The sequence below is a fragment of the Stenotrophomonas sp. GD03819 genome, assembly GCF_029841665.1.
Lineage (GTDB): Bacteria > Pseudomonadota > Gammaproteobacteria > Xanthomonadales > Xanthomonadaceae > Stenotrophomonas > Stenotrophomonas geniculata.
Map to the genome: position 1 here is coordinate 1 of NZ_JAOCEW010000057.1, position 19,340 is coordinate 19,340.

Consider the following 19,340-nt stretch of genomic DNA (forward strand, 5'->3'; position numbering starts at 1 on the left):
CCACCAACAGCACACGAAATCTGTCGAAGGTGGGGCGGTGTCGGAGTGCGGGGTGTCAGCCGCATGGATGCGGCTGCCAAGCCTCATGGACGGATTCACGGCGTCCCCGCAATCCGACACCGCCCCACCCACCCACGGAATGCCCGCTTTTGACGTTGACGTTGCCTTGGCTTGAAGCAGGTGCAGGGCTGCAAGCCCTGCCGAAACCCTCCCAACCATGACTGCAGTCACTTGCCCGGACGCGCCGCGCTGGCGAAAGTCGAGGAGTTGACGTGATCGGTCCGGCCCGTTGCCAACCGCACGCAAGCGAGAGAGAGAAACGCTGTGCAACGACGTGAGTTCCTGGCTTTTTCCGGTCTGGGCCTGGCGGGCCTGCTGCTGCCGCATTCCCGCGCCATCGCCGCCGAGCAGCTGCTCGCACCGGTCGATACCGCCCAGCGCCGGCGCCTGGCGGACGTGGCGCTCGCCGCCGCGCGCACCGCCAAGGCCAGCTACTGCGATGTCCGCATCGGCCGCTATCTCAACCAGTCGGTCATCACCCGCGAACACCAGGTCGGCAACGTGACCAACCGCGAATCGTCCGGCGTGGGCGTGCGGGTGATCGTCAACGGCGCCTGGGGCTTCGCTGCAACCCATCAGCAGACCGAGGCCGCCGTGCGCGCTGCGGTCGAGCAGGCGGCGGCGATCGCCCGCGCCAACGCCGGCATCCAGACCCGGCCGGTGCAGCTGGCGCCGACGCCGTCGGTGGGTGAGGTCCGCTGGCAGACGCCGGTCCGCAGGAACGCGATGGCGGTGCCGATCCAGGACAAGGTCGAGCTGCTGCTGGCGCTCAACGCCGCCGCGCTGAATGCGGGCGCCGACTACATCAATTCCACCCTGTTCCTGGTCAACGAACAGAAGTACTTCGCTTCCAGCGACGGCTCGTTCATCGACCAGGACATCCATCGCATCTGGCTGCCATTCACCGCCACTGCCATCGACAAGGCCAGCGGCAGGTTCCGTACCCGCGCCGGCCTCTCCTCGCCGATGGGCATGGGCTACGAGTTCCTTGATGGCGATGCGAGTGGCAAGGTCCAGCTGCCCGGCGGCATCACCGCCTACCGCGATTCCTACGACCCGGTCGAAGACGCCATCGCCGCCGCCCGCCACGCGCGCGAGAAACTGAAGGCGCCGTCGGTGAAGCCCGGCAAGTACGACCTGGTGCTGGATCCGTCCAACCTGTTCCTGACCATCCACGAGAACGTCGGCCACCCGTTGGAGCTGGACCGCGTGCTCGGCTACGAAGCCAACTACGCCGGCACCAGCTTCGCCACGCTGGACAAGCGCGATGCCGGCTTCCGCTGGGGCAGCGACATTGTCACCTTCTTCGCCGACAAGACCCAACCGGGCAGCCTCGGTGCGGTCGGCTACGACGATGAAGGGGTGAAGACCCAGCGCTGGGACCTGGTGCGCGACGGCATCCTGGTCGACTACCAGGCCACCCGCGATGAAGCCCATATCCTCGGCCGCGATGCGTCGCACGGCTGCAGCTATGCCGATTCCTGGTCCAGCGTCCAGTTCCAGCGCATGGCCAATGTCTCGCTGGCGCCGGGCAAACAGCCACTCAGCGTCGAGGACATGATCAAGGACGTGGAGAACGGCATCTACATCCATGGCCGCGGGTCGTATTCGATCGACCAGCAGCGCTACAACGCGCAGTTCGGCGGCCAGCTGTACTACCAGATCAAGGACGGGAAGATCGCCGGCATGGTCGAGGACGCGGCCTACCAGATCCGCACGCCGGAATTCTGGAACGCCTGCACCGCCATCTGCGATGAACGCGATTTCCGCCTGGGCGGTTCGTTCTTCGATGGCAAGGGCCAGCCGGGCCAGGTCTCGGCGGTCTCGCACGGTTCGTCCACCACCCGCTTCAACGGCATCAACATCATCAACACCGCGCGCAGTCTCGGCGCTTGAGCCACCCATCCTTCGACATGGAGAGCAGCCTTGCAAAGACGTGACTTCCTGGCCCTGACCGGGCTTACCGCGGGTGGGCTGATCGTGCCCTCCTTCTTCGGCAAGGCGATTGCCGCCGAACAGCTGCAGAGCACGCTGGACCTGGGGCTGAAGAAGCGCCTGGCCGACGCCGCACTGCAGGCCGCACGCAGCGCCGGCGCCACCTACTGCGATGTGCGCATCGGCCGCTACCTGCGGCAGTTCGTGATCACCCGCGAGGACAAGGTGCAGAACGTGGTGAACACCGAGTCCACCGGCGTGGGCATCCGCGTGATCGTCAACGGTGCCTGGGGCTTCGCCGCCACCAATGCGCTGGGCACCGCCGAGGTGGCCAGGGCCGCGCAGCAGGCCGCAGCGATCGCCAAGGCCAACGCCGGCGTGCAGACGGCACCGGTGCAGCTGGCCAAGGCGCCGGGCGTCGGTGAGGTGAGCTGGCGCACGCCGATCCGCAAGAATGCGATGGAGGTGCCGATCAAGGAAAAGGTCGATCTGCTGCTGGACGTCAATGCCGCCGCGATGGGCGCCGGTGCCAGCTTCGTCAACTCGATGCTGTTCCTGGTCAACGAGCAGAAGTACTTCGCCTCCACCGATGGTTCCTACATCGACCAGGACGTGCATCGCATCTGGGCGCCGATGACGGTCACCGCGATCGACAAGGCCAGTGGCAAGTTCCGCACCCGCGAGGGCCTGTCCTCGCCGATGGGGCTGGGCTACGAGTACCTGGACGGTGCGGCTGCCGGCAAGGTGGTCAGCCCGAATGGCGTGGTGAACTACAGTTCTTCCTACAACATGAAGGAAGACGCCATCGCCGCCGCCAAGCAGGCGCAGGAGAAGCTGAAGGCGCCGTCGGTCAAGCCGGGCAAGTACGATCTGGTGCTCGACCCGTCGCATACCTGGCTGACCATCCATGAGTCGATCGGCCATCCGCTGGAGCTGGACCGCGTGCTCGGCTACGAGGCCAACTACGCCGGCACCAGCTTCGCCACCCTGGACAAGCGCGAGCAGCGTTTCCAGTACGGCAGCGAGCTGGTCAACATCTTCGCCGACAAGACCCAGCCGGGCAGCCTGGGCGCGGTCGCGTATGACGACGAAGGCGTGAAGTGCAAGCGCTGGGACCTGATCAGCGACGGCAAGCTGGTGGATTACCAGACCATCCGCGACCAGGCTCACATCCTCGGCAAGACCGAGTCCGACGGCTGCTGCTACGCCGACTCGTGGTCCAGCGTGCAGTTCCAGCGCATGGCCAACGTGTCGATGGCACCGGGCAAGAAGCCGCTGAGCGTGCCGGACCTGATCAAGGACGTGGAGAACGGCATCTACATCATCGGTGACGGTTCGTTCTCGATCGACCAGCAGCGCTACAACGCGCAGTTCGGCGGCCAGCTGTTCTACGAGATCAAGAACGGCCAGATCACCCGCATGCTGGAAGACGTGGCCTACCAGATCCGCACGCCGGAGTTCTGGAATGCCTGCACCGCCGTGGCCGACGAGCGTGACTACCGCCTGGGCGGTTCGTTCTTCGATGGCAAGGGCCAGCCGGGCCAGGTCTCGGCGGTCTCGCACGGTTCGTCCACCGCGCGCTTCAACGGCATCAACGTCATCAACACCGCACGCAGCCTCGGCTGATCGGTCAGGAGCCCTTACACCATGAGTATCTTCACCGAAGCCCAGGCCAAGGCCATCCTCGACAAGGTCATCGCCCTGTCCAAGGCCGACGAGTGCACCGCCGTGCTGGCCGGCGCGATCAGCGGCAACATCCGTTTCGCGCTGAACAATGTCTCCACCAGCGGCATCGTCGACAACACCGAGCTGGCAGTCACCGTCGCCTTCGGCAAGCGCGTCGGCACGGCCTCGATCAACGAGTTCGACGATGCCGCGCTGGAACGCGTGGTGCGTCGTGCCGAGGATCTGGCCCGGCTGGCGCCGGAGAATCCGGAGTTCATGCCGGCCATCGGCAAGCAGAGCTACCGCGCCAGCCCGACCTTCAGCGAGTCCACTGCAGCGATTGATCCGGCCTTCCGCGCCAAGGTCGCCGCCGATTCGATCGCTCCTTGCCGTGGCCACGGCCTGATCGCCGCCGGCTTCCTCGAAGACGGCCAGGGCTTCCAGGCCACCGCCAACAGCAACGGCAACTTCGCCTACCAGCGCACGACCAACTTCGACTACACCTGCACCGTGCGTACCGAAGATGGCCGTGGTTCGGGCTGGGTTGGCCGCAACCTGAAGGATGCCGCCGACTTCAAGGCCGATCAGGACATCCGCATCGCCATGCGCAAGGCCACCGAATCGGCCGAAGCCAAGGCGCTGGAACCTGGCAAGTACACGGTGATCCTGGAGCCCGCCGCGGCCGCGGGCCTGATCAGCTTCATGATGAACTTCTTCAGCGCACGCTCGGCCGATGAAGGTCGCAGCTTCCTGTCGAAGAAGGGCGGGGGCAACAAGCTGGGCGAGCAGGTCTACGACCCGCGCGTGACCATGATCGCCGACCCGTGGCATCCGGACGCACCGGTGCTGCCGTGGGATGGCGAAGGCATGCCGCGCGAGCGCATGGCCATCATCGAGAACGGCAGGATCGCCAACCTGGACTACTCGCGCTTCTGGGCACAGAAGCAGGGCAAGACCGCCAAGGCCACGCCGGGCAACCTGCTGATGAGCGGTGGCGACAAGAGCACCGCCGAACTGGTGCGCGGCACCCAGAAGGGCATCCTGGTCACCCGTACCTGGTACATCCGCATGGTCGATCCGCAGACCGTGCTGCTGACCGGCCTCACCCGCGACGGCACCTTCTACATTGAGAACGGCCAGATCAAGCACCCGGTGAAGAACTTCCGCTTCAACGAATCGCCGGTGATCATGCTCAACAACATCGAAGAGCTGGGCAAGCCGGTGCGCGTGGCCGGTGATGAATCCAGCTACGTGATGATGATCCCGCCGATGAAGCTGCGCGATTTCACCTTCACCTCGCTGTCCGACGCGGTCTGATGGATCGCCGGGCCTGCCTGCGCTGGTTGGCCGCTGCCGCTTCGGCGGCGGCGCTGCCGGCCTTCGCGCAGGCAGGCCCGCGCAGTTCGCGCTACGACTTCTGGTTCACCCGCCTGCAGTACGACTCCGGTGACTGGGACGTGGACGCGCGCATGCCGTCCAACCTGATCACCTCGCTGATCGACTACACCTCGCTGCGGGTGGACCCGCAGGAACACGTGGTGGCCCTGGCCGACCCGCGCATGCTGGAAGCGCCGTTCTGCTACCTGGCCGGGCACACGCTGGTGGAGTTCAACGCCGCCGAACGGCAGAACTTCGTGCGCTACGTGCGCAACGGCGGCTTCGTCTTCGTCGACGACTGCAACCATGACATCGACGGCCTGTTCGCCACCTCATTCGAGGCGCAGATGGGTCGCCTGTTTGGTCCGAAGGCACTGCAGAAGCTGCCCAACAGCCACGCGCTGTACCGTAGCTTCTTCCGCTTCCCCGATGGCCCGCCCGCCACCAGCTTCGAACTCAACGGCTGGGGCGACGACCTGGTGCACGACTACCTGAAGGGCATCGAGGTCGACGGCCGCCTGGGCCTGCTCTACAGCAACAAGGACTATGGCTGCGAGTGGGACTACGACTGGCGCAACAAGCGCTTCCTGGCCGAGGACAACACCCGCTTCGGCGTCAACATCGTGATGTACGCGTTGAACAATTGATAGGACCTGCACGCCCATGACCACCCCCGACCTCGATTCCCTGCTGCCGCGCTTGGATGAGCTGCGCGCTGCGCTCGCACGCGCCGTGGTGGGCCAGCACACGGTGGTCGAGCAGCTGCTGATCGGCCTGCTGGCCGGTGGCCACTGCCTGCTGGAAGGTGCGCCCGGGCTCGGCAAGACGCTGCTGGTGCGCTCGCTCGGCCAGGCGCTGGAACTGCAGTTCCGGCGCGTGCAGTTCACCCCCGACCTGATGCCCAGCGACATCCTCGGCACCGAGCTGCTGGAGGAAGACCACGGCACGGGTCATCGCCATTTCCGCTTCCAGCAGGGCCCGATCTTCACCCACCTGCTGCTGGCCGACGAGCTCAACCGTACCCCGCCCAAGACCCAGGCCGCGCTGCTGGAGGCGATGCAGGAACGCACGGTCAGCTACGCCGGTACCACCTACGCGCTGCCGGCGCCGTTCTTCGTGCTGGCCACGCAGAATCCGATCGAGCAGGCGGGTACTTACCCGCTGCCGGAAGCACAGCTGGACCGCTTCCTGCTGCATGTGCTGGTGGATTACCCCAGCGAAGAAGAGGAGCGGCAGATCCTGGAACAGACCACCGGCGGTGCCACCGACGCGGTGCCGAAGGTGATGGATGCCGAAGCGGTGATCGCCCTGCAGGCCGCGGTGCGCCAGGTGCATGTCAGCCCCGATGTGCTGGCCTGGATCACCCGCCTGGTACGCGCCAGCCGTCCGGGCGACGGCGCGCCGGCCGCCATCAACCAATGGGTGAAATGGGGCGCCGGCCCGCGTGCCGGGCAGTCGCTGGTGCTGGCCGCCAAGGCCCGTGCGCTGCTGCAGGGCCGGTTCGCCGCCACCCGTGAGGATGTGCAGGCGCTGGCCGCACCGGTGATGCGCCATCGCCTGCTGCTGTCGTTCGCCGCCGAGGCCGAGCAGAAGCGTGCCGACGACGTGGTCGCTGCGCTGCTGCAGGCCGTGCCGTTCCCGGGTTGAGCCACGCGTGAACGCAGGTACACCGTTGACCCTGCCACCGGAACTGCGTGCGCGCCTGCGCCTGCTGCGGTTGCGGCCGCGCCTGGCCAGCGGGGCGAGCGGCATCGGCCAGCACGCCAGCCGCAGCCGCGGTGCCGGTCTCGAATTCGCTCAGTACCGAGCCTACGAGCCCGGGGACGAACTGCGCCAGATCGACTGGAAGCTGTACGCGCGCTCGGACCGCTTTTTCGTGCGCGAATCCGAACGCGAAAGCCCGATCACGGTCTGGCTGCTGCTCGATGCCACCGCCTCGGCCGGCCAGGCCGATCGCGCGGCGCCGCAACGCACGCGCCTGGACCACATGTGCGGCGTGGCCGCATGCCTGGTCGAACTGGCCCAGCAACAGGGCGACCGCTTTGGCCTGCTGGCAATCAGTGGCGATGGCCTGCAACTGGTACCCGCAGCGAACGGCGCGCGCCAGCGCGACCGTGTGCATCTGCAAATGAACGCCCTACAGGCCCGCGGTGGGTGGCCTGCGGCCGAACGCCTGCGCCCGCTGTGGGAACGCGTGCGCCCGGGCGACCTGCTGCTGGCAATCGGTGATGGCTTCGACGACGCCGGCATCGTGTTGCTCGAACAGTTGGCCAGCGCACGCCGCGAAGTGGCACTGCTGCAGATCCTGACCGCCGACGAGCGCGACTTCCCGTTCGACGCCGGCCACCGCTTCCGCGACCCGGAAACCGGCGAGGAACTGTTGGGCGACGGCGCGGCGATCCGCGCCGATTACCTGCAGCGCTTCGCTGACGCACGCAGCGCATTACGTGCGCGCCTGCAGGCCAGCGGCATCGCCAGTGCCACCGGCTGGCTCGACCAACCGTTGGACCAGCCGCTGCAGGCGCTGTTCGGCCGTGGGGGCGCTGCATGACCCTGCTGTTCCCGCTCGGCCTGGCCGCGCTCGCCGCAGGGCTGCTGCCGCTGCTGATCCACCTGGCCCGGCGCCACCCGTACACGCCACTGGATTTCGCTGCACTGCGCTGGCTGCGTGCACAGGTCCGGCCGCGCCAGCGCATCCGCTTCGATGACTGGCCGTTGCTTCTGGTGCGGCTGATGTTGCTGGCTGCATTGGCGCTGCTGCTGGCGCGGCCCGCGCTGACGGGCCCGGCAGCGCCCCCCGCTGCATGGACCGTGGTAGCGCCGGGACTGGATGCTACGGCACTGCGTGGAGCGGCCGAGGATGGCAACTGGCACTGGCTGGCACCTGGCTTCCCCGCCATCGATCAGGCACCACCGGCATCCAGCGCATCCCTGCCCAGCCTGTTGCGCGAACTGGACGCACAGCTGCCCGCGGGCACCGCGTTGACCGTGCACGTTCCCGATCCCCTGCCCGGCCTGGATGGCGCCCGCCTGCAGCTGTCGCGCGACGTGCAATGGCACACGCAGCCGATGCCGGTCACACCTCCGCAGACTGCAGCGGCATTGCCGCAGCTGCGCGCGCACGGCGAGGCATCCGCCACTGCCCAGCACTGGTTGAACGCAATGCAGCGCGCGTGGGGCGTGCGGGCACCGCTCGCTCCGCTGTCGGTGGATGCCCTGCCCGAACGCGGCGAGATCGGCGTGTGGAGCCGCAGCGATGCACTGCCGGCGAACTGGCAGGCGTGGCTGCGCGACGGCGGTCGTGTCATCACCGCCGGCAAGCCCGCTGCCGACGCCCGCATCCTGCTGCGCGACGCGGAGGGCGCACCGCTGCTGTGGCAACAACACGTCGGCCACGGCTATCTGCTGGCGCTGCCGGGCGACTGGAATACCACGAGCAACGCCGCGCTGCGCGATCCGAAGTTGCCGCGTGCCCTGCTGCTGGCGCTGCAGCCACCCACGGCTCCGCGCCTGGGCGATGCACGTGACCAGGCACCGCAGCGGGCCGCATTGCCTGCTGCAACACCACCGCTGCGTGAGCCGACGCCTTGGCTGTTGCTGGCCATCGTGCTGCTGTTCGCGCTGGAACGCTGGATGGCCAGCAGTGCCCAGCGCAGGGGGGGGGCATGAACACCCCGCAGCGCGCTTGGCAGCGCGCGCGCCGCCGCCGTGCGCTCATCACCCTGCTGCTGTGCCTGCCGTGGGCGCTGGCCGCAACGGTACTGGCGCTGCGTCTGGCAGGCTTCGATATCGCCTGCGTCGTCGGCACAATCAGTCTGCTAGCCTGCGCAGCGCTCGCCACGGCACGTGCCCGCCAACTGGACCCGCAGTGGTTGCAGCGCCGGCTCGATGGCAGCGGTGCCAGCGAGGACAGTGCCGATCTGCTGTTCGCCGATGCCGCCACGCTCAATCCGCTACAGCAGCGCCAGCGTGCGCATGTGCTGGCCACGCTGGAACGCGCGATGCCGGAGCTGCGTCCACACTGGCCGCCTGGGGCATTGGCGCTGTGCTGGATCGCGGGCCTGGCCATTGTTGTGCTGGCAGTCGGCTGGCCACGTTCGAACCCCGGTTCCGCGCCAGTCCGCACGTCGGCGCCAGGCAGCACGGCCGCCGCAGGCCCGCTACGCCTGCAGTCCACCCGCCTGCGCATCGACGCACCGGCCTATACCGGCCAGGCCACGCTTACCCAGAATGCGCTGGACGCCAAGGTCGCCGCCGACAGCCGACTGTCCTGGTCGCTGCGCTTCGACCGTGCACCGGACAAGGCATGGCTGCAGTTCCACGATGGTCGCAGGTTGCCGCTGAGCGAGCACGAAGGACAGTGGCAGGCGCAGGATGTGGCACGCGCGCCGGTGCTGTACCGCGTGGTGAGCGAACCGGCACTGGCAGAGACCCGCCTGCATCGGCTGGATGTGGTGGCCGACCGTGCACCCAGCGTGCGCGTACTGGAGCCCACGGCCAGCCTGGTGCTGGGCACGCCGGGGCAGCGAAAGTGGGCACTGCGCTTCGAAGCCAACGACGATTACGGTGTCGCGGCGCAAGCAACGCTGTCGATCACCACCACCCAGGGCAGCGGTGAGAACATCACCTTCGTGAAGCGCAGCGTCACGCTTGCCGGCAGCGGCGAAGCCACCGCGCGGCGTTTCGCCCACACCCTGGATCTGGCGTCGCTGGGCACGCAGCCCGGCAACGATGTGATCGCCCAGCTGGAGGTGCGCGACAATCATGCACCCACGCCGCAGACCGGGCGCAGCAGCAGCGTGATCCTGCGCCTGCCCAGCGCCGAAGTCGCGCTCGGTGCAGAGCTCGAGGGCCGCATCAAGAAGACCCTGCCTGCGTACTTCCGCAGCCAGCGGCAGATCATCATCGATGCCGAAGCGTTGATCCGGCAGCGACGCAGCCTGGCCGCCGAGGACTTCGTGAAGCGCAGCGATGCGATCGGTGTCGACCAGCGCATCCTGCGCCTGCGCTACGGCCAGTTCCTGGGCGAGGAAAGCGAAGGTGCGCCGAAGCCACCGCCGACCAGTGACCTGCCCACCAGCGATACGCCGGCCGCAGACGACCACGACCACGACCATGACGACGAGCACGATCACGACCATGGCGCCGATGCAGGCGCGCACGACGCGCATGGCCACGACCACGGCGGCAAGCCGGCCAATGCCGATACGCCACCGGTGTTCGGCAGCGACACCGACGTGCTCTCCGAGTATGGCCACACCCATGACCACGCCGAGGCGGCGACTCTGCTCGATCCGCAGACCCGCGCCACGTTGAAGGCCGCGCTGGACCAGATGTGGTCGGCCGAAGGCGAGCTGCGCCAGGGCCGTCCGGAACAGGCATTGCCCTTCGCGAACAAGGCGCTGGGCTTCATCAAGCAGGTGCAGCAGGCCGAACGCATTTATCTGGCCCGGGTCGGGCCGGAGCTGCCACCGATTGATGAAGGCCGTCGACTCGGCGGTGATCGCGCCGGACTGGCCAGTCGTGAACTGCCGTTGGCCGCGCGCACGCCGCCGGACCCGGCCATTGTTGAAGCTTGGCAACGCCTCGGCGATGACAACGGCGCACCGGATCTCGACGCGCTCGCGACCTGGCAGCAGCGCAACGCCGCCTACCTGCCCGATGCACTGGATCTGGCCGCCGCCATCGAGCAGCTGCGCATCGAGCCCGGTTGCCACGACTGCCGCCTGCGCCTGCGCGCACAGCTGTGGCGGGCACTGCAACGTCCACTGCCGCAGGCGATGCGGCGCAGTGCGGCCGATGCGATGGGCCAACGCTACCTCGATGCGCTGGAGGCGCAGCCATGACCCCCTCCAGCCCGAACCTGTGGATTGCGCTGGCACTTGCTGTGGTCGTGGTCATCGCCAGCGTGCGCCAGTTGCGTGGAAGCACAGCACACCGAGGTCGCCGCTGGATCGGCATCGCACTGCAGATCGCCGCTGCCATGCTGCTGTATGTCTGCCTGGTACCTCCGACGCATCAGCGATCCGCCGCTGGCCTGGTCGTGCTCGGCGCTGGGGCCGACAAGGCGGGTGCACTGCCAGCCAGCGAAAGCCCACTGTTGCTGTTGCCCGAAGCTGCCGATGTGCCCGGCGCACAGCGCGTACCCGACCTGGCCACCGCGCTGCGCCAGCATCCAGCCTCCACGCTGACGCTGGTCGGTGCGGGCCTGGCCGCACGGGACCGCGACGCGCTGCTGCCACCGGATGTACGTTGGCAGGCTGCACCGGAACCGCGCGGCTGGATCGCGCTGCAACCACCGGCCGATGTGGCTCCCGGTGCACGCTTCGAAGTACTGGCCCAGGCGCGTGGCGCGGCAAAGGCGAAAGCAGAACTGCTCGACCCGGCCGACAGCGTGGTCGATCGCACGGACGTTGCCGACGACGGCCGCGTGCAGCTGAGCGGTATCGCCCGCGCCGAAGGCCGCAGCGTGTTCAAGCTGCGCCTGCTCGATGCCGACGGCCATGTGGTGGACAGCGTCCCGGTGCCGCAGCAGACCCTGCCGGCCGCACCGCTGCGCCTGCTGGTGCGCGCCAGTGCGCCGGGCCCAGAGCTGAAGTACCTGCGCCGCTGGGCGGCCGATGCCGGCATCCGTGTGCAGGTGCAGGCGGATACCGGGGCCGGACTCAGCGTTGGCGATGGCCCGGTGTTGATCGATGCAGCATCGCTGACGCGCAGCGATCTGCTGCTGCTGGACGAACGCAGCCTGGCGGCATTGAGTGCGGGCCAGCTGGCCGCCGTGCGCCAGGCGCTGCGCGATGGATTGGGCGTGCTGATACGCAGCGCGGGCGCACCTTCGGCCAGTGCGCGCCAGCGTCTCCGCGATCTGGGCCTGCCCGTGCAGGGCGATGGCAGCAGCGGCACCCTCGAACTTCCCGGCGATGGCGAGAGCGCGATCCTCGCCGCACGCCGTGGCCCGCTTGCCGCCGGCACGTTGCCGACCGGCTACGGCGAAGAGGCCGATCGCAGCTCGCACAGTGCCGCGCTGCCTTCGCTGGAAGCACTGGCGTTGCAGCCGCCGGGCAGCAACGCGCTGCTGCACGATCGTGCCGGCAATGCCATCGGTGGCTGGCGCGCGGTTGGCAGCGGCCGCATCGGCCTGCTGCCGCTGACCGACAGCTGGCGCTGGGTGCTGGCCGGGCGCGATGACCGCCATGGCGAACTCTGGAGCAGCGTGGTGGCCACGCTGGCGCGCGCACAGAGCAGCGATGATGCGCTGTGGTCACCGCAGCCGATCAGCTGGGCAGGCGAACGGCAGGCGCTGTGTGGCGTGCAAGCGCCACTGCAGGTCTTCAACAAACGTGGTGACGCTGTACCCCTGATTGTCGATGGCGCGACATCGGCGCTGCGCTGCGCCGGCTGGTGGCCCCGTGAGGCAGGCTGGCAGCGCCTGCCGCATGGCGACAGCGTTGTCTGGCGCTATGTGTTCGACCCGAAGGATGCACCGACGCTGCATCGGCAGGCGATGATCGATGCGACCACGCAGGCGTTGGCTGCCAGCACGCCTGCAGACGCGTCGGTGATGCACCCCGTGCCGGGCTCGCGCTGGCCGTGGTGGCTGGCGTTCGTGCTGTGCGCATCGCTACTGTGGTGGCTGGAGCGACGGCGCTGAGCCTGGGGTCGGATCCCCTTCGTTCGCGAAAGGGCTCTGACCCCACCGATTGGATCGCGAGCCCGCACCCACGCGTGGCGTGGATCTACTGGCCCCATCCCTCATGCGCCCTTCAACGTTTTCCGGCGCGCCGGTACACACCGTTGAAACGCACGTTCATGCCACCGCATTCGCTGTTGTCGGCCACGATCAGTACCTCACCCAGCGAATGCACTCGCACCCTGCAGGTGTCCTCGACGAATTCCACATCAGCACCACGCGGCGTCGCCCGCGCTTCCACCTGGCCCATGTTCGGCCCGTAGGGACGCTGTTCCGGCGTGGGGTTGGCTGAGGGCCAGTAGGCGTCACCCTCCATATGAAGTTGCCCGCCCTGCACGCGGATCTTCAGGCCGTTGTCGCCATCCTTCCACTCGCCCGCCCAATCCTGCAGCGCTGGCACGACCACCGGCAACGCCTGCAGCTTGCTGCGGTCGACCCAACCGGCGCTGCCACCCACCTTGTTCGGGAAGAACGCGCAGCGATAGCGGCCCAGGTCGCGCCCGGTCACCACGGTATCGCCATTGACCACATAGCTGCGCTGGCGGCAGGCCGGTTCGCCTTTCGCCGGGCAGCCGTCCATGTCACCCAGCAGATACAGACGGGGTGCATCGACCACCCGCGCCAGGGCGAACCGGCTCTGTTCGGAGGGAAACGCGCCATTGCGGCAGGCGCCATCATCGGCAATGCCATCCGCGAAGGCGGAGACCGGCAGCAATGCGGCCAACAGGCAGATCGAACGCAGGAACATGGCAGCCCTACCGGTGGGGGAGCCAGCAGGATATACCGGTCTACTTCACCGGCGGTGCATCACCGGCATCCTGCTCCTGGGAGAACCGCAGCGCACGCTGCTGCTGCTCGGCACTGAGCTCGGGCGGTGGCCGCGCCACGGCGGCCTGGATCTGCGCAGGTCCGCCGGTGAGTTTGTTGATCCCCTTGGCCGCCGCCATCACCCCCTTGACCACGCCCATCATGATGTAGCCGCCGCCCATGCTGACCTGCTCCGGCGAGGGCGGTTCGCTCCAGTCGCGGCTGAAGCGGTTGTCGCCGAACTTCACCGGATTCTTGAAGCGGTACAGGTCCAGCGGCTCGTCTTCCGGCTTGAGCGCACGCACTTCGCCGAGTGTGGTGACATTGTCCTGCGGCAGGGTGGTGGAGATCGGCGCGGCAGGTGCTGCCGGGGCAGCAGCAGGGGGAGCGGGCACAGGATCGGACACCGCTACCGGCGCTGCCTGCTGCGCCTGCGCGACGCCCGCCAGCAACAGGCTGGCCAGCAGTACTCCCTGCGTTCCACGTCGTGCCACAGCCATCCACCCTGTTGGTTGCGTCCAGTGAACAAGGATACGGATGCGGGCTTCAGATTTCGTTGGCATCGGCGGGGGCATTCAGGGTGTGTCACGCATCATCGCTGCGCGGCCTGGGCGCCGAAGTTTGCAACGAACTTCATTCCCCTCGGGGCGCGGGGACGGCATCCTGCGATTTTCCCGGTAAGGCCCATCCCTGATGACAGCTCCCTCCACACGCCCGCCGCGTCGGCCAGTCGCCTGCTGATGTCGCGCGCGGCAGTACTGGTGGGTCTGGCGGTCGTGTGCCTGGTGGTCACCGCGATCGCCGCCGAATGGACATCGCGTGTCCGCGCCGGCATCGCCTCGCTGCGCCGCAGCAGCACGCTGCGGACGCTGGGCGCGGACGAACACATGGCACTGGCACCGGTGCGCGCGTTGACCGGCTGCGACCACGACGACCAGGTAAAGCGGCTGCATGGCGCCTTCACCGGTGGGGCGTGGCGGAACAGCTTCCCGGTCGGTGACGGCTTCCTGGGTGGCATTCCCGTGCTGGTGCCAAGACAGGCATGGCCCTACCTCTCGGAAGACAATGAAGCTGACGTGGTACTGGGTGATCACGTGGCCATGGTGGTGCGTCTCAATGGCTTCACCATCGCTGCTGCACGGCAGGATGCAGCCACCAGCCGCGTCTGTGGCGAGCGCCTGGAGACACCCGAAGAAGTCTCGATGCGACGGGGTCCCGGCCTGCGCCCGTCCCCGCTGCTGATTGCCGCACTGGCGCTGTGGGCCGCCACCGGCGTCCCGGGCCTGCTCGCCATGCCGTTGCTCGCCATCGCCGGTCTTGCGGCCTGGCTGGGCTTCCCTAGCCGCAACGGCCCTGCGACAGCGCAGCGCGTGCTGCGGGTCCGCGGGCGCCTGCGCGCGTACCAGCGTACTGCCCAGACATCACGGGTGTGGTTGCTGGGCAATGACCGGCGTGTGCAGCTTCCAGAGAATTGGGAGCACGCTGCGGCATTCTCCCGCGGGCGCTCGATGCTGCTGGATGTGCGCGCCTGTGACGGCGCAGTGCTGGGCGCTGGCACGGCGTGGTGCCTGGCCAGCGACCGACGGCGCTATCCGCCCACGGGAGGGTTCTGGCAACTGGCGTGGCTGGGCCTGCTGTTGTGCGTGCTGGTCTTCGGCGCCGCCTGGATGCCGTGGTCGCAGCGCCTGGAGCCGGGCTGGCCGCTTGCGTCTGGCTGGCAGGCGGTGGCATTGCTGGCGTTGGGCTGGCATGCGGTGCGGTTTGTGGTCTGCATGGTGCAGTTCCTCCGCCGCAGCGAGGCGCTTGACGCGGACATCGCGCAGCGTCCGGACCCGTGGCACTGAACGGTTCACGCCCTTCGCGCGCGATGTCTCACATCCTGAGACGTGGATGTGGTGCCATGTGACCCCTCGCAATCCGTCCCGGCTCCACTTTCCATGGCCTACGAACTCGCCAAGCGCACCGCCGATGCCGAGCAGAAGCTCGCTACCCGCGACGGCCTGCCCGCCCGCGACGGCGCCCTGCTCAGCGCGCGCCTGCAGCGCCGCTACCAGGACCGCATCACCGGCAGCTTTGCCATTCCTGGCCGCGAAGGGCGCTACGCGCCGATTCCCGCGTCGGTGCCGCCGGCGCTGGCCGCCGCGCTGAAGGCGCGTGGCATCGAACAGCTCTACAGCCACCAGGCCGAGGCGTGGGAGGCCAGCCAGCGCGGCGAACACGTCGCCATCGTCACCCCCACCGCCAGCGGCAAGTCGCTGTGCTACACCCTGCCGGTAGTCAGCGCGGCCATGCAGGACAAGGCCAAGGCGCTGTACCTGTTCCCGACCAAAGCGCTGGCCCAGGACCAGGTGGCCGAGCTGCTGGAACTCAACCGCGCCGGCGATCTGGGGGTGAAGGCCTTCACCTTCGACGGCGACACCCCCGGCGATGCACGCCAGGCCATCCGCCTGCACGGCGACATCGTGGTCTCCAACCCGGACATGCTGCACCAGGCGATCCTGCCGCATCACACCAAGTGGGCGCAGTTCTTCGAGAACCTGCGCTACATCGTCATCGACGAAGTGCACACCTACCGCGGCGTGTTCGGCAGCCATGTCAGCAATGTACTGCGGCGGCTCAAGCGCATCTGCGCGTTCTATGGCGTGCAACCGCAGTTCATCCTGTGCTCGGCCACCATCGGCAACCCGCAGGCGCATGCCGAAGCCCTCATCGAAGCCCCGGTCACCGCCATCACCGAATCGGGCGCGCCCAGCGGGCCCAAGCAGGTGCTGCTGTGGAACCCGCCGGTGATCAACCCGGACCTGGGCCTGCGGGCCTCGGCACGGTCGCAGAGCAACCGCATCGCCCGCATCGCGATCAAATCCGGGCTGAAGACCCTGGTGTTCGCGCAGACCCGGCTGATGGTGGAAGTGCTGACCAAGTACCTGAAGGACATCTTCGACCACGACCCGCGCAAGCCACCGCGCATCCGCGCCTACCGCGGCGGCTACCTGCCCACCGAGCGCCGCGAGACCGAACGGGCCATGCGTGCCGGCAACATCGACGGCATCGTCAGCACCTCGGCGCTGGAACTGGGCGTGGATATCGGCAGCCTGGACGTGGTGATCCTCAATGGCTACCCCGGCAGCGTGGCCGCCACCTGGCAGCGCTTCGGCCGCGCCGGTCGCCGCCAGCAACCCGCACTGGGGGTGATGGTGGCCAGCTCGCAGCCGCTGGACCAGTACGTGGTGCGCCATCCGGACTTCTTCGCCGAAGCCTCGCCCGAACACGCGCGCATCGCCCCGGACCAGCCGCTGATCCTGTTCGACCATATCCGCTGTGCCGCCTTCGAACTGCCGTTCCGGGTCGGCGATGGCTTCGGCCCGATCGATCCGGAAGTGTTCCTGGAAGCGCTGGCCGAAACCGAGGTGATCCACCGCGAAGGCGAGCGCTGGGAATGGATCGCCGACAGCTATCCGGCCAACGCGGTCAGTCTGCGCGCGGTGGCCGATGGCAACTTCGTGGTGGTCGACCGCAGCGATGGCCGCCAGCAGATCATCGCCGAAGTGGATTACTCCGCCGCCGCGCTCACCCTGTACGAAGGCGCCATCCACATGGTGCAGTCCACCCCCTACCAGGTGGAGACGCTGGACTGGGACGGCCGCAAGGCCTATGTCACCCGCACGCATGTGGATTACTACACCGACAGCATCGACTTCACCAAGCTCAAGGTGCTCGACCGTTTCGACGGTGGCGTGGCCGGCCGTGGCGATTCGCATCATGGCGAAGTGCACGTGGTGCGTCGCGTGGCCGGCTACAAGAAGATCCGCTACTACACCCACGAGAACATCGGCTACGGGCCGGTGAACCTGCCCGACCAGGAACTGCACACCACGGCGGTGTGGTGGCAGCTGCCACAGGCGCTGCTGCTGCGCGCCTTCGCCAGCAAGCAGGATGCGCTGGATGGCTTCCTCGGCGCAGCGTATGCGCTGCACATCGTCGCCACCGTGGCGGTGATGGCCGATGCGCGCGACCTGCAGAAGTCGGTCGGCAACGGCGATGGTTCCTGGTTCGCGATCGCCGACCAGAGCGGCCGTGGCCAGCTGCGTGGCAGCGAGGGTGATCCTGGCGTTGTCGAGCTATTGCAGGAGTTCGTGCCCACCGTGTACCTGTACGACAACTTCCCCGGTGGCGTCGGCCTCAGCGAGCCGCTGTGGCAGCGCCAGGCCGAACTGGTCCAGCGCGCGCGCGAACTGGTGCAGCGCTGCGACTGCAAGGCCGGCTGCCCGGCCTGTGTCGGCCCGGTGCTGGCCGCGCAGGAAGAGGATGAAACTTCACCGCGCGCGCTGGCGTTGCGTGTGCTTGACCTGTTCGATGCCGACGCCTGCCAGCACGTGCCCGACGTGGTGATGACCACGCGCGATCCGATGGAGCTGCTGGCACCGTGAGCCTGAGCCTGGACAAGCTGCGCCTGCTACGGAAGCAGGCCGGGGACCCGAAGGCAAGCACACCGGCCGTGACGGACGTGCCCCCTGCGCCACCGGCACCCGTGGCCGCCAACGATGCGCGGCAACCACCGGCCGAGCGTTCGGTGTTCGCCTGGGTCGAGCAGGAGATCCGCCACAAGCCGACCGGCGCTGCGGCACCTGCCACGGCACCGCCCGCGCTGCGTCGGCCCGAAGTGGGCAGCCTGCATCGCCTGCTCGGCTTGCGTTCGCGGGGTGGAGCCTCACCGGCACGCGCCAGCGCGCAGGATCGCCAGCTGCCAGGTGAGGAGATCGCACCGGGCCTGTTCCTGATCGAATCGCTGCAGCCGCAGGCGATCCCGGCACAGCCGCTGTCGCTGGATTTCGCCCGTCGCGACGGCGAGCACGTGGCCGCGCGCGACCTGCTGTTCTTCGATACCGAGACCACCGGCCTGGCCGGCGGCACCGGCACCCGCGCCTTCATGATCGGCGCTGCGGACTGGCATGTGTGCCCACAGCGTGGCGAAGGCCTGCGCATCCGCCAGCTGCTGATGGCCACGATGGCCGCCGAGGACGCGATGCTGGCCACTTTCGCCGGCTGGCTGCAACCGTCCACCGTGTTCTGCAGCTACAACGGCCGCAGCTATGACGCACCGCTGCTGAAAGCGCGTTACCGGCTGGCCCGGCAACGTTGCCCGATCACCGCACTGGATCACGTCGACCTGCTCTATCCCACGCGCCGCCGCTATCGCGGCACGTGGGAGAACTGCAAGCTGTCCACCATCGAACGCCAGCTGCTGCGCGTGGTGCGCGAGGACGACCTGCCGGGCTCGGAAGCCCCGGGCGCATGGCTGCGTTTCCTGCGTGGCGGCGACGCGGTGAACCTGCGCCGGGTGGCCGACCACAATCACCAGGACGTAGTGACCCTGGCCCTGCTGCTGCAACGGTTGGTACGCGAGGAGCAACGCGAGCGCGAGACGCTGGCACTGGTCGGGCAGTAACGGCGCAGGGCCGCGTTGACATGCCCTGACGGTGACAGCGGTGACACTGCCGCCACCATCCACGCCTGGAGCCCGACGATGCGCCTCAGTCCCCTGGTCCTGCTCGCCATCCTGCCCTTGGCCGCCTGCAGTCACGCTGGCAGCAGCACCTCCCACGATCCCGCGCCGGCGCCCGTGGCCGATGCCGCGCACGAATGCAGGCCGGAGGCGCTGGACGCCTTCACCGGCAAGACCGCCGACGAAGCCACGATCAAGAAGCTGGTGGCTGACAGCGGCGCGCGCGGTGCGCGGGTAGTCAAACCCGGCATGGCGGTGACCATGGACTTCCGCCAGGACCGCGTGACCGTGCAGGTGGACGCG

Annotated in this window: 15 protein-coding genes; 13 read left to right on the plus strand and 2 right to left on the minus strand. The window is 68.2% G+C overall.

Annotated features, from left to right (window positions below; all coding sequences use genetic code 11):
* The first annotated feature begins 324 nt into the window (after positions 1–324).
* From N5D45_RS21550 to N5D45_RS21590, 9 genes are read left to right on the plus strand one after another with little or no spacing between them, the layout of a single operon-like run.
* Complete coding sequence (locus N5D45_RS21550) at positions 325–1,956, plus strand: TldD/PmbA family protein (RefSeq protein ID WP_010487264.1); 1,632 nt, start codon at positions 325–327, stop codon at positions 1,954–1,956.
* Positions 1,957–1,986: 30 nt separating this feature from the next.
* The gene (locus N5D45_RS21555; protein WP_197657364.1) at positions 1,987–3,621 is read left to right on the plus strand and encodes a TldD/PmbA family protein; all 1,635 of its coding nucleotides are present in this window, start codon (positions 1,987–1,989) and stop codon (positions 3,619–3,621) included.
* Positions 3,622–3,642: 21 nt separating this feature from the next.
* Entirely contained in the window at positions 3,643–4,977 is a 1,335-nt protein-coding gene (locus N5D45_RS21560) for a TldD/PmbA family protein (RefSeq protein ID WP_053509475.1), read from the plus strand.
* A complete protein-coding gene (locus tag N5D45_RS21565) occupies positions 4,977–5,684 on the plus strand; it encodes a DUF4159 domain-containing protein (RefSeq protein ID WP_012509667.1) in 708 nt (235 codons plus the stop codon). Before N5D45_RS21560 ends, N5D45_RS21565 begins: the two co-directional genes overlap by 1 nt.
* A gap of 16 nt (positions 5,685–5,700) precedes the next feature.
* Positions 5,701–6,684 (plus strand): MoxR family ATPase, encoded by a 984-nt coding sequence (locus N5D45_RS21570; RefSeq protein WP_057503413.1) that lies wholly within the window; start codon positions 5,701–5,703, stop codon positions 6,682–6,684.
* Positions 6,685–6,691: 7 nt separating this feature from the next.
* A complete protein-coding gene (locus N5D45_RS21575) occupies positions 6,692–7,588 on the plus strand; it encodes a DUF58 domain-containing protein (RefSeq protein WP_279939602.1) in 897 nt (298 codons plus the stop codon).
* On the plus strand, positions 7,585–8,706 hold the full coding sequence (locus tag N5D45_RS21580) for a BatA domain-containing protein (RefSeq protein ID WP_279939603.1): 1,122 nt from the start codon (positions 7,585–7,587) through the stop codon (positions 8,704–8,706). Before N5D45_RS21575 ends, N5D45_RS21580 begins: the two co-directional genes overlap by 4 nt.
* Positions 8,703–10,883, plus strand: coding sequence for a hypothetical protein (locus tag N5D45_RS21585; RefSeq protein ID WP_279939605.1), 2,181 nt, complete (start codon positions 8,703–8,705; stop codon positions 10,881–10,883). The genes N5D45_RS21580 and N5D45_RS21585 overlap by 4 nt, the downstream gene beginning before the upstream one ends.
* Positions 10,880–12,688, plus strand: coding sequence for a hypothetical protein (locus N5D45_RS21590; RefSeq protein ID WP_279939607.1), 1,809 nt, complete (start codon positions 10,880–10,882; stop codon positions 12,686–12,688). The genes N5D45_RS21585 and N5D45_RS21590 overlap by 4 nt, the downstream gene beginning before the upstream one ends.
* 112 nt (positions 12,689–12,800) lie before the next feature.
* Here N5D45_RS21590 and N5D45_RS21595 read toward each other — a convergent pair whose 3' ends face one another.
* Together N5D45_RS21595 and N5D45_RS21600 are read right to left on the minus strand one after the other, a co-directional pair.
* Positions 12,801–13,475, minus strand: coding sequence for a hypothetical protein (locus N5D45_RS21595; RefSeq protein WP_197657369.1), 675 nt, complete (start codon positions 13,473–13,475; stop codon positions 12,801–12,803).
* A 40-nt stretch (positions 13,476–13,515) separates the two neighbouring features.
* A complete protein-coding gene (locus N5D45_RS21600) occupies positions 13,516–14,034 on the minus strand; it encodes a hypothetical protein (protein ID WP_197657370.1) in 519 nt (172 codons plus the stop codon).
* Between the two features lie 240 nt (positions 14,035–14,274).
* On the opposite strand from N5D45_RS21600, the gene N5D45_RS21605 reads away from it, so the two are divergent.
* The 4 genes from N5D45_RS21605 to N5D45_RS21620 all read left to right on the plus strand — a co-directional run.
* Positions 14,275–15,378 (plus strand): hypothetical protein, encoded by a 1,104-nt coding sequence (locus N5D45_RS21605; protein ID WP_279939609.1) that lies wholly within the window; start codon positions 14,275–14,277, stop codon positions 15,376–15,378.
* Between the two features lie 93 nt (positions 15,379–15,471).
* Positions 15,472–17,961 (plus strand): DEAD/DEAH box helicase, encoded by a 2,490-nt coding sequence (locus N5D45_RS21610; protein ID WP_197657372.1) that lies wholly within the window; start codon positions 15,472–15,474, stop codon positions 17,959–17,961.
* Positions 17,958–18,980, plus strand: a complete 1,023-nt coding sequence (locus tag N5D45_RS21615) for a ribonuclease H-like domain-containing protein (protein WP_197657373.1) — start codon at positions 17,958–17,960, stop codon at positions 18,978–18,980. The genes N5D45_RS21610 and N5D45_RS21615 overlap by 4 nt, the downstream gene beginning before the upstream one ends.
* Before the next feature lie 78 nt (positions 18,981–19,058).
* Positions 19,059–19,340: I78 family peptidase inhibitor (locus tag N5D45_RS21620; RefSeq protein WP_279939611.1), on the plus strand; the 282-nt coding region annotated here is incomplete at its 3' end.

Excerpts from the sequence above, each read along its gene's own strand:
- N5D45_RS21560 (WP_053509475.1), top strand. The coding sequence starts at position 3,643 with ATGAGTATCTTCACCGAAGCCCAGGCCAAGGCCATCCTCGACAAGGTC.
- N5D45_RS21565 (WP_012509667.1), top strand. The coding sequence starts at position 4,977 with ATGGATCGCCGGGCCTGCCTGCGCTGGTTGGCCGCTGCCGCTTCGGCG.
- N5D45_RS21570 (WP_057503413.1), top strand. The coding sequence starts at position 5,701 with ATGACCACCCCCGACCTCGATTCCCTGCTGCCGCGCTTGGATGAGCTG.
- N5D45_RS21580 (WP_279939603.1), top strand. The coding sequence starts at position 7,585 with ATGACCCTGCTGTTCCCGCTCGGCCTGGCCGCGCTCGCCGCAGGGCTG.
- N5D45_RS21585 (WP_279939605.1), top strand. The coding sequence starts at position 8,703 with ATGAACACCCCGCAGCGCGCTTGGCAGCGCGCGCGCCGCCGCCGTGCG.
- N5D45_RS21590 (WP_279939607.1), top strand. The coding sequence starts at position 10,880 with ATGACCCCCTCCAGCCCGAACCTGTGGATTGCGCTGGCACTTGCTGTG.
- N5D45_RS21595 (WP_197657369.1), bottom strand. The coding sequence starts at position 13,475 with ATGTTCCTGCGTTCGATCTGCCTGTTGGCCGCATTGCTGCCGGTCTCC.
- N5D45_RS21600 (WP_197657370.1), bottom strand. The coding sequence starts at position 14,034 with ATGGCTGTGGCACGACGTGGAACGCAGGGAGTACTGCTGGCCAGCCTG.
- N5D45_RS21605 (WP_279939609.1), top strand. The coding sequence starts at position 14,275 with ATGTCGCGCGCGGCAGTACTGGTGGGTCTGGCGGTCGTGTGCCTGGTG.
- N5D45_RS21610 (WP_197657372.1), top strand. The coding sequence starts at position 15,472 with ATGGCCTACGAACTCGCCAAGCGCACCGCCGATGCCGAGCAGAAGCTC.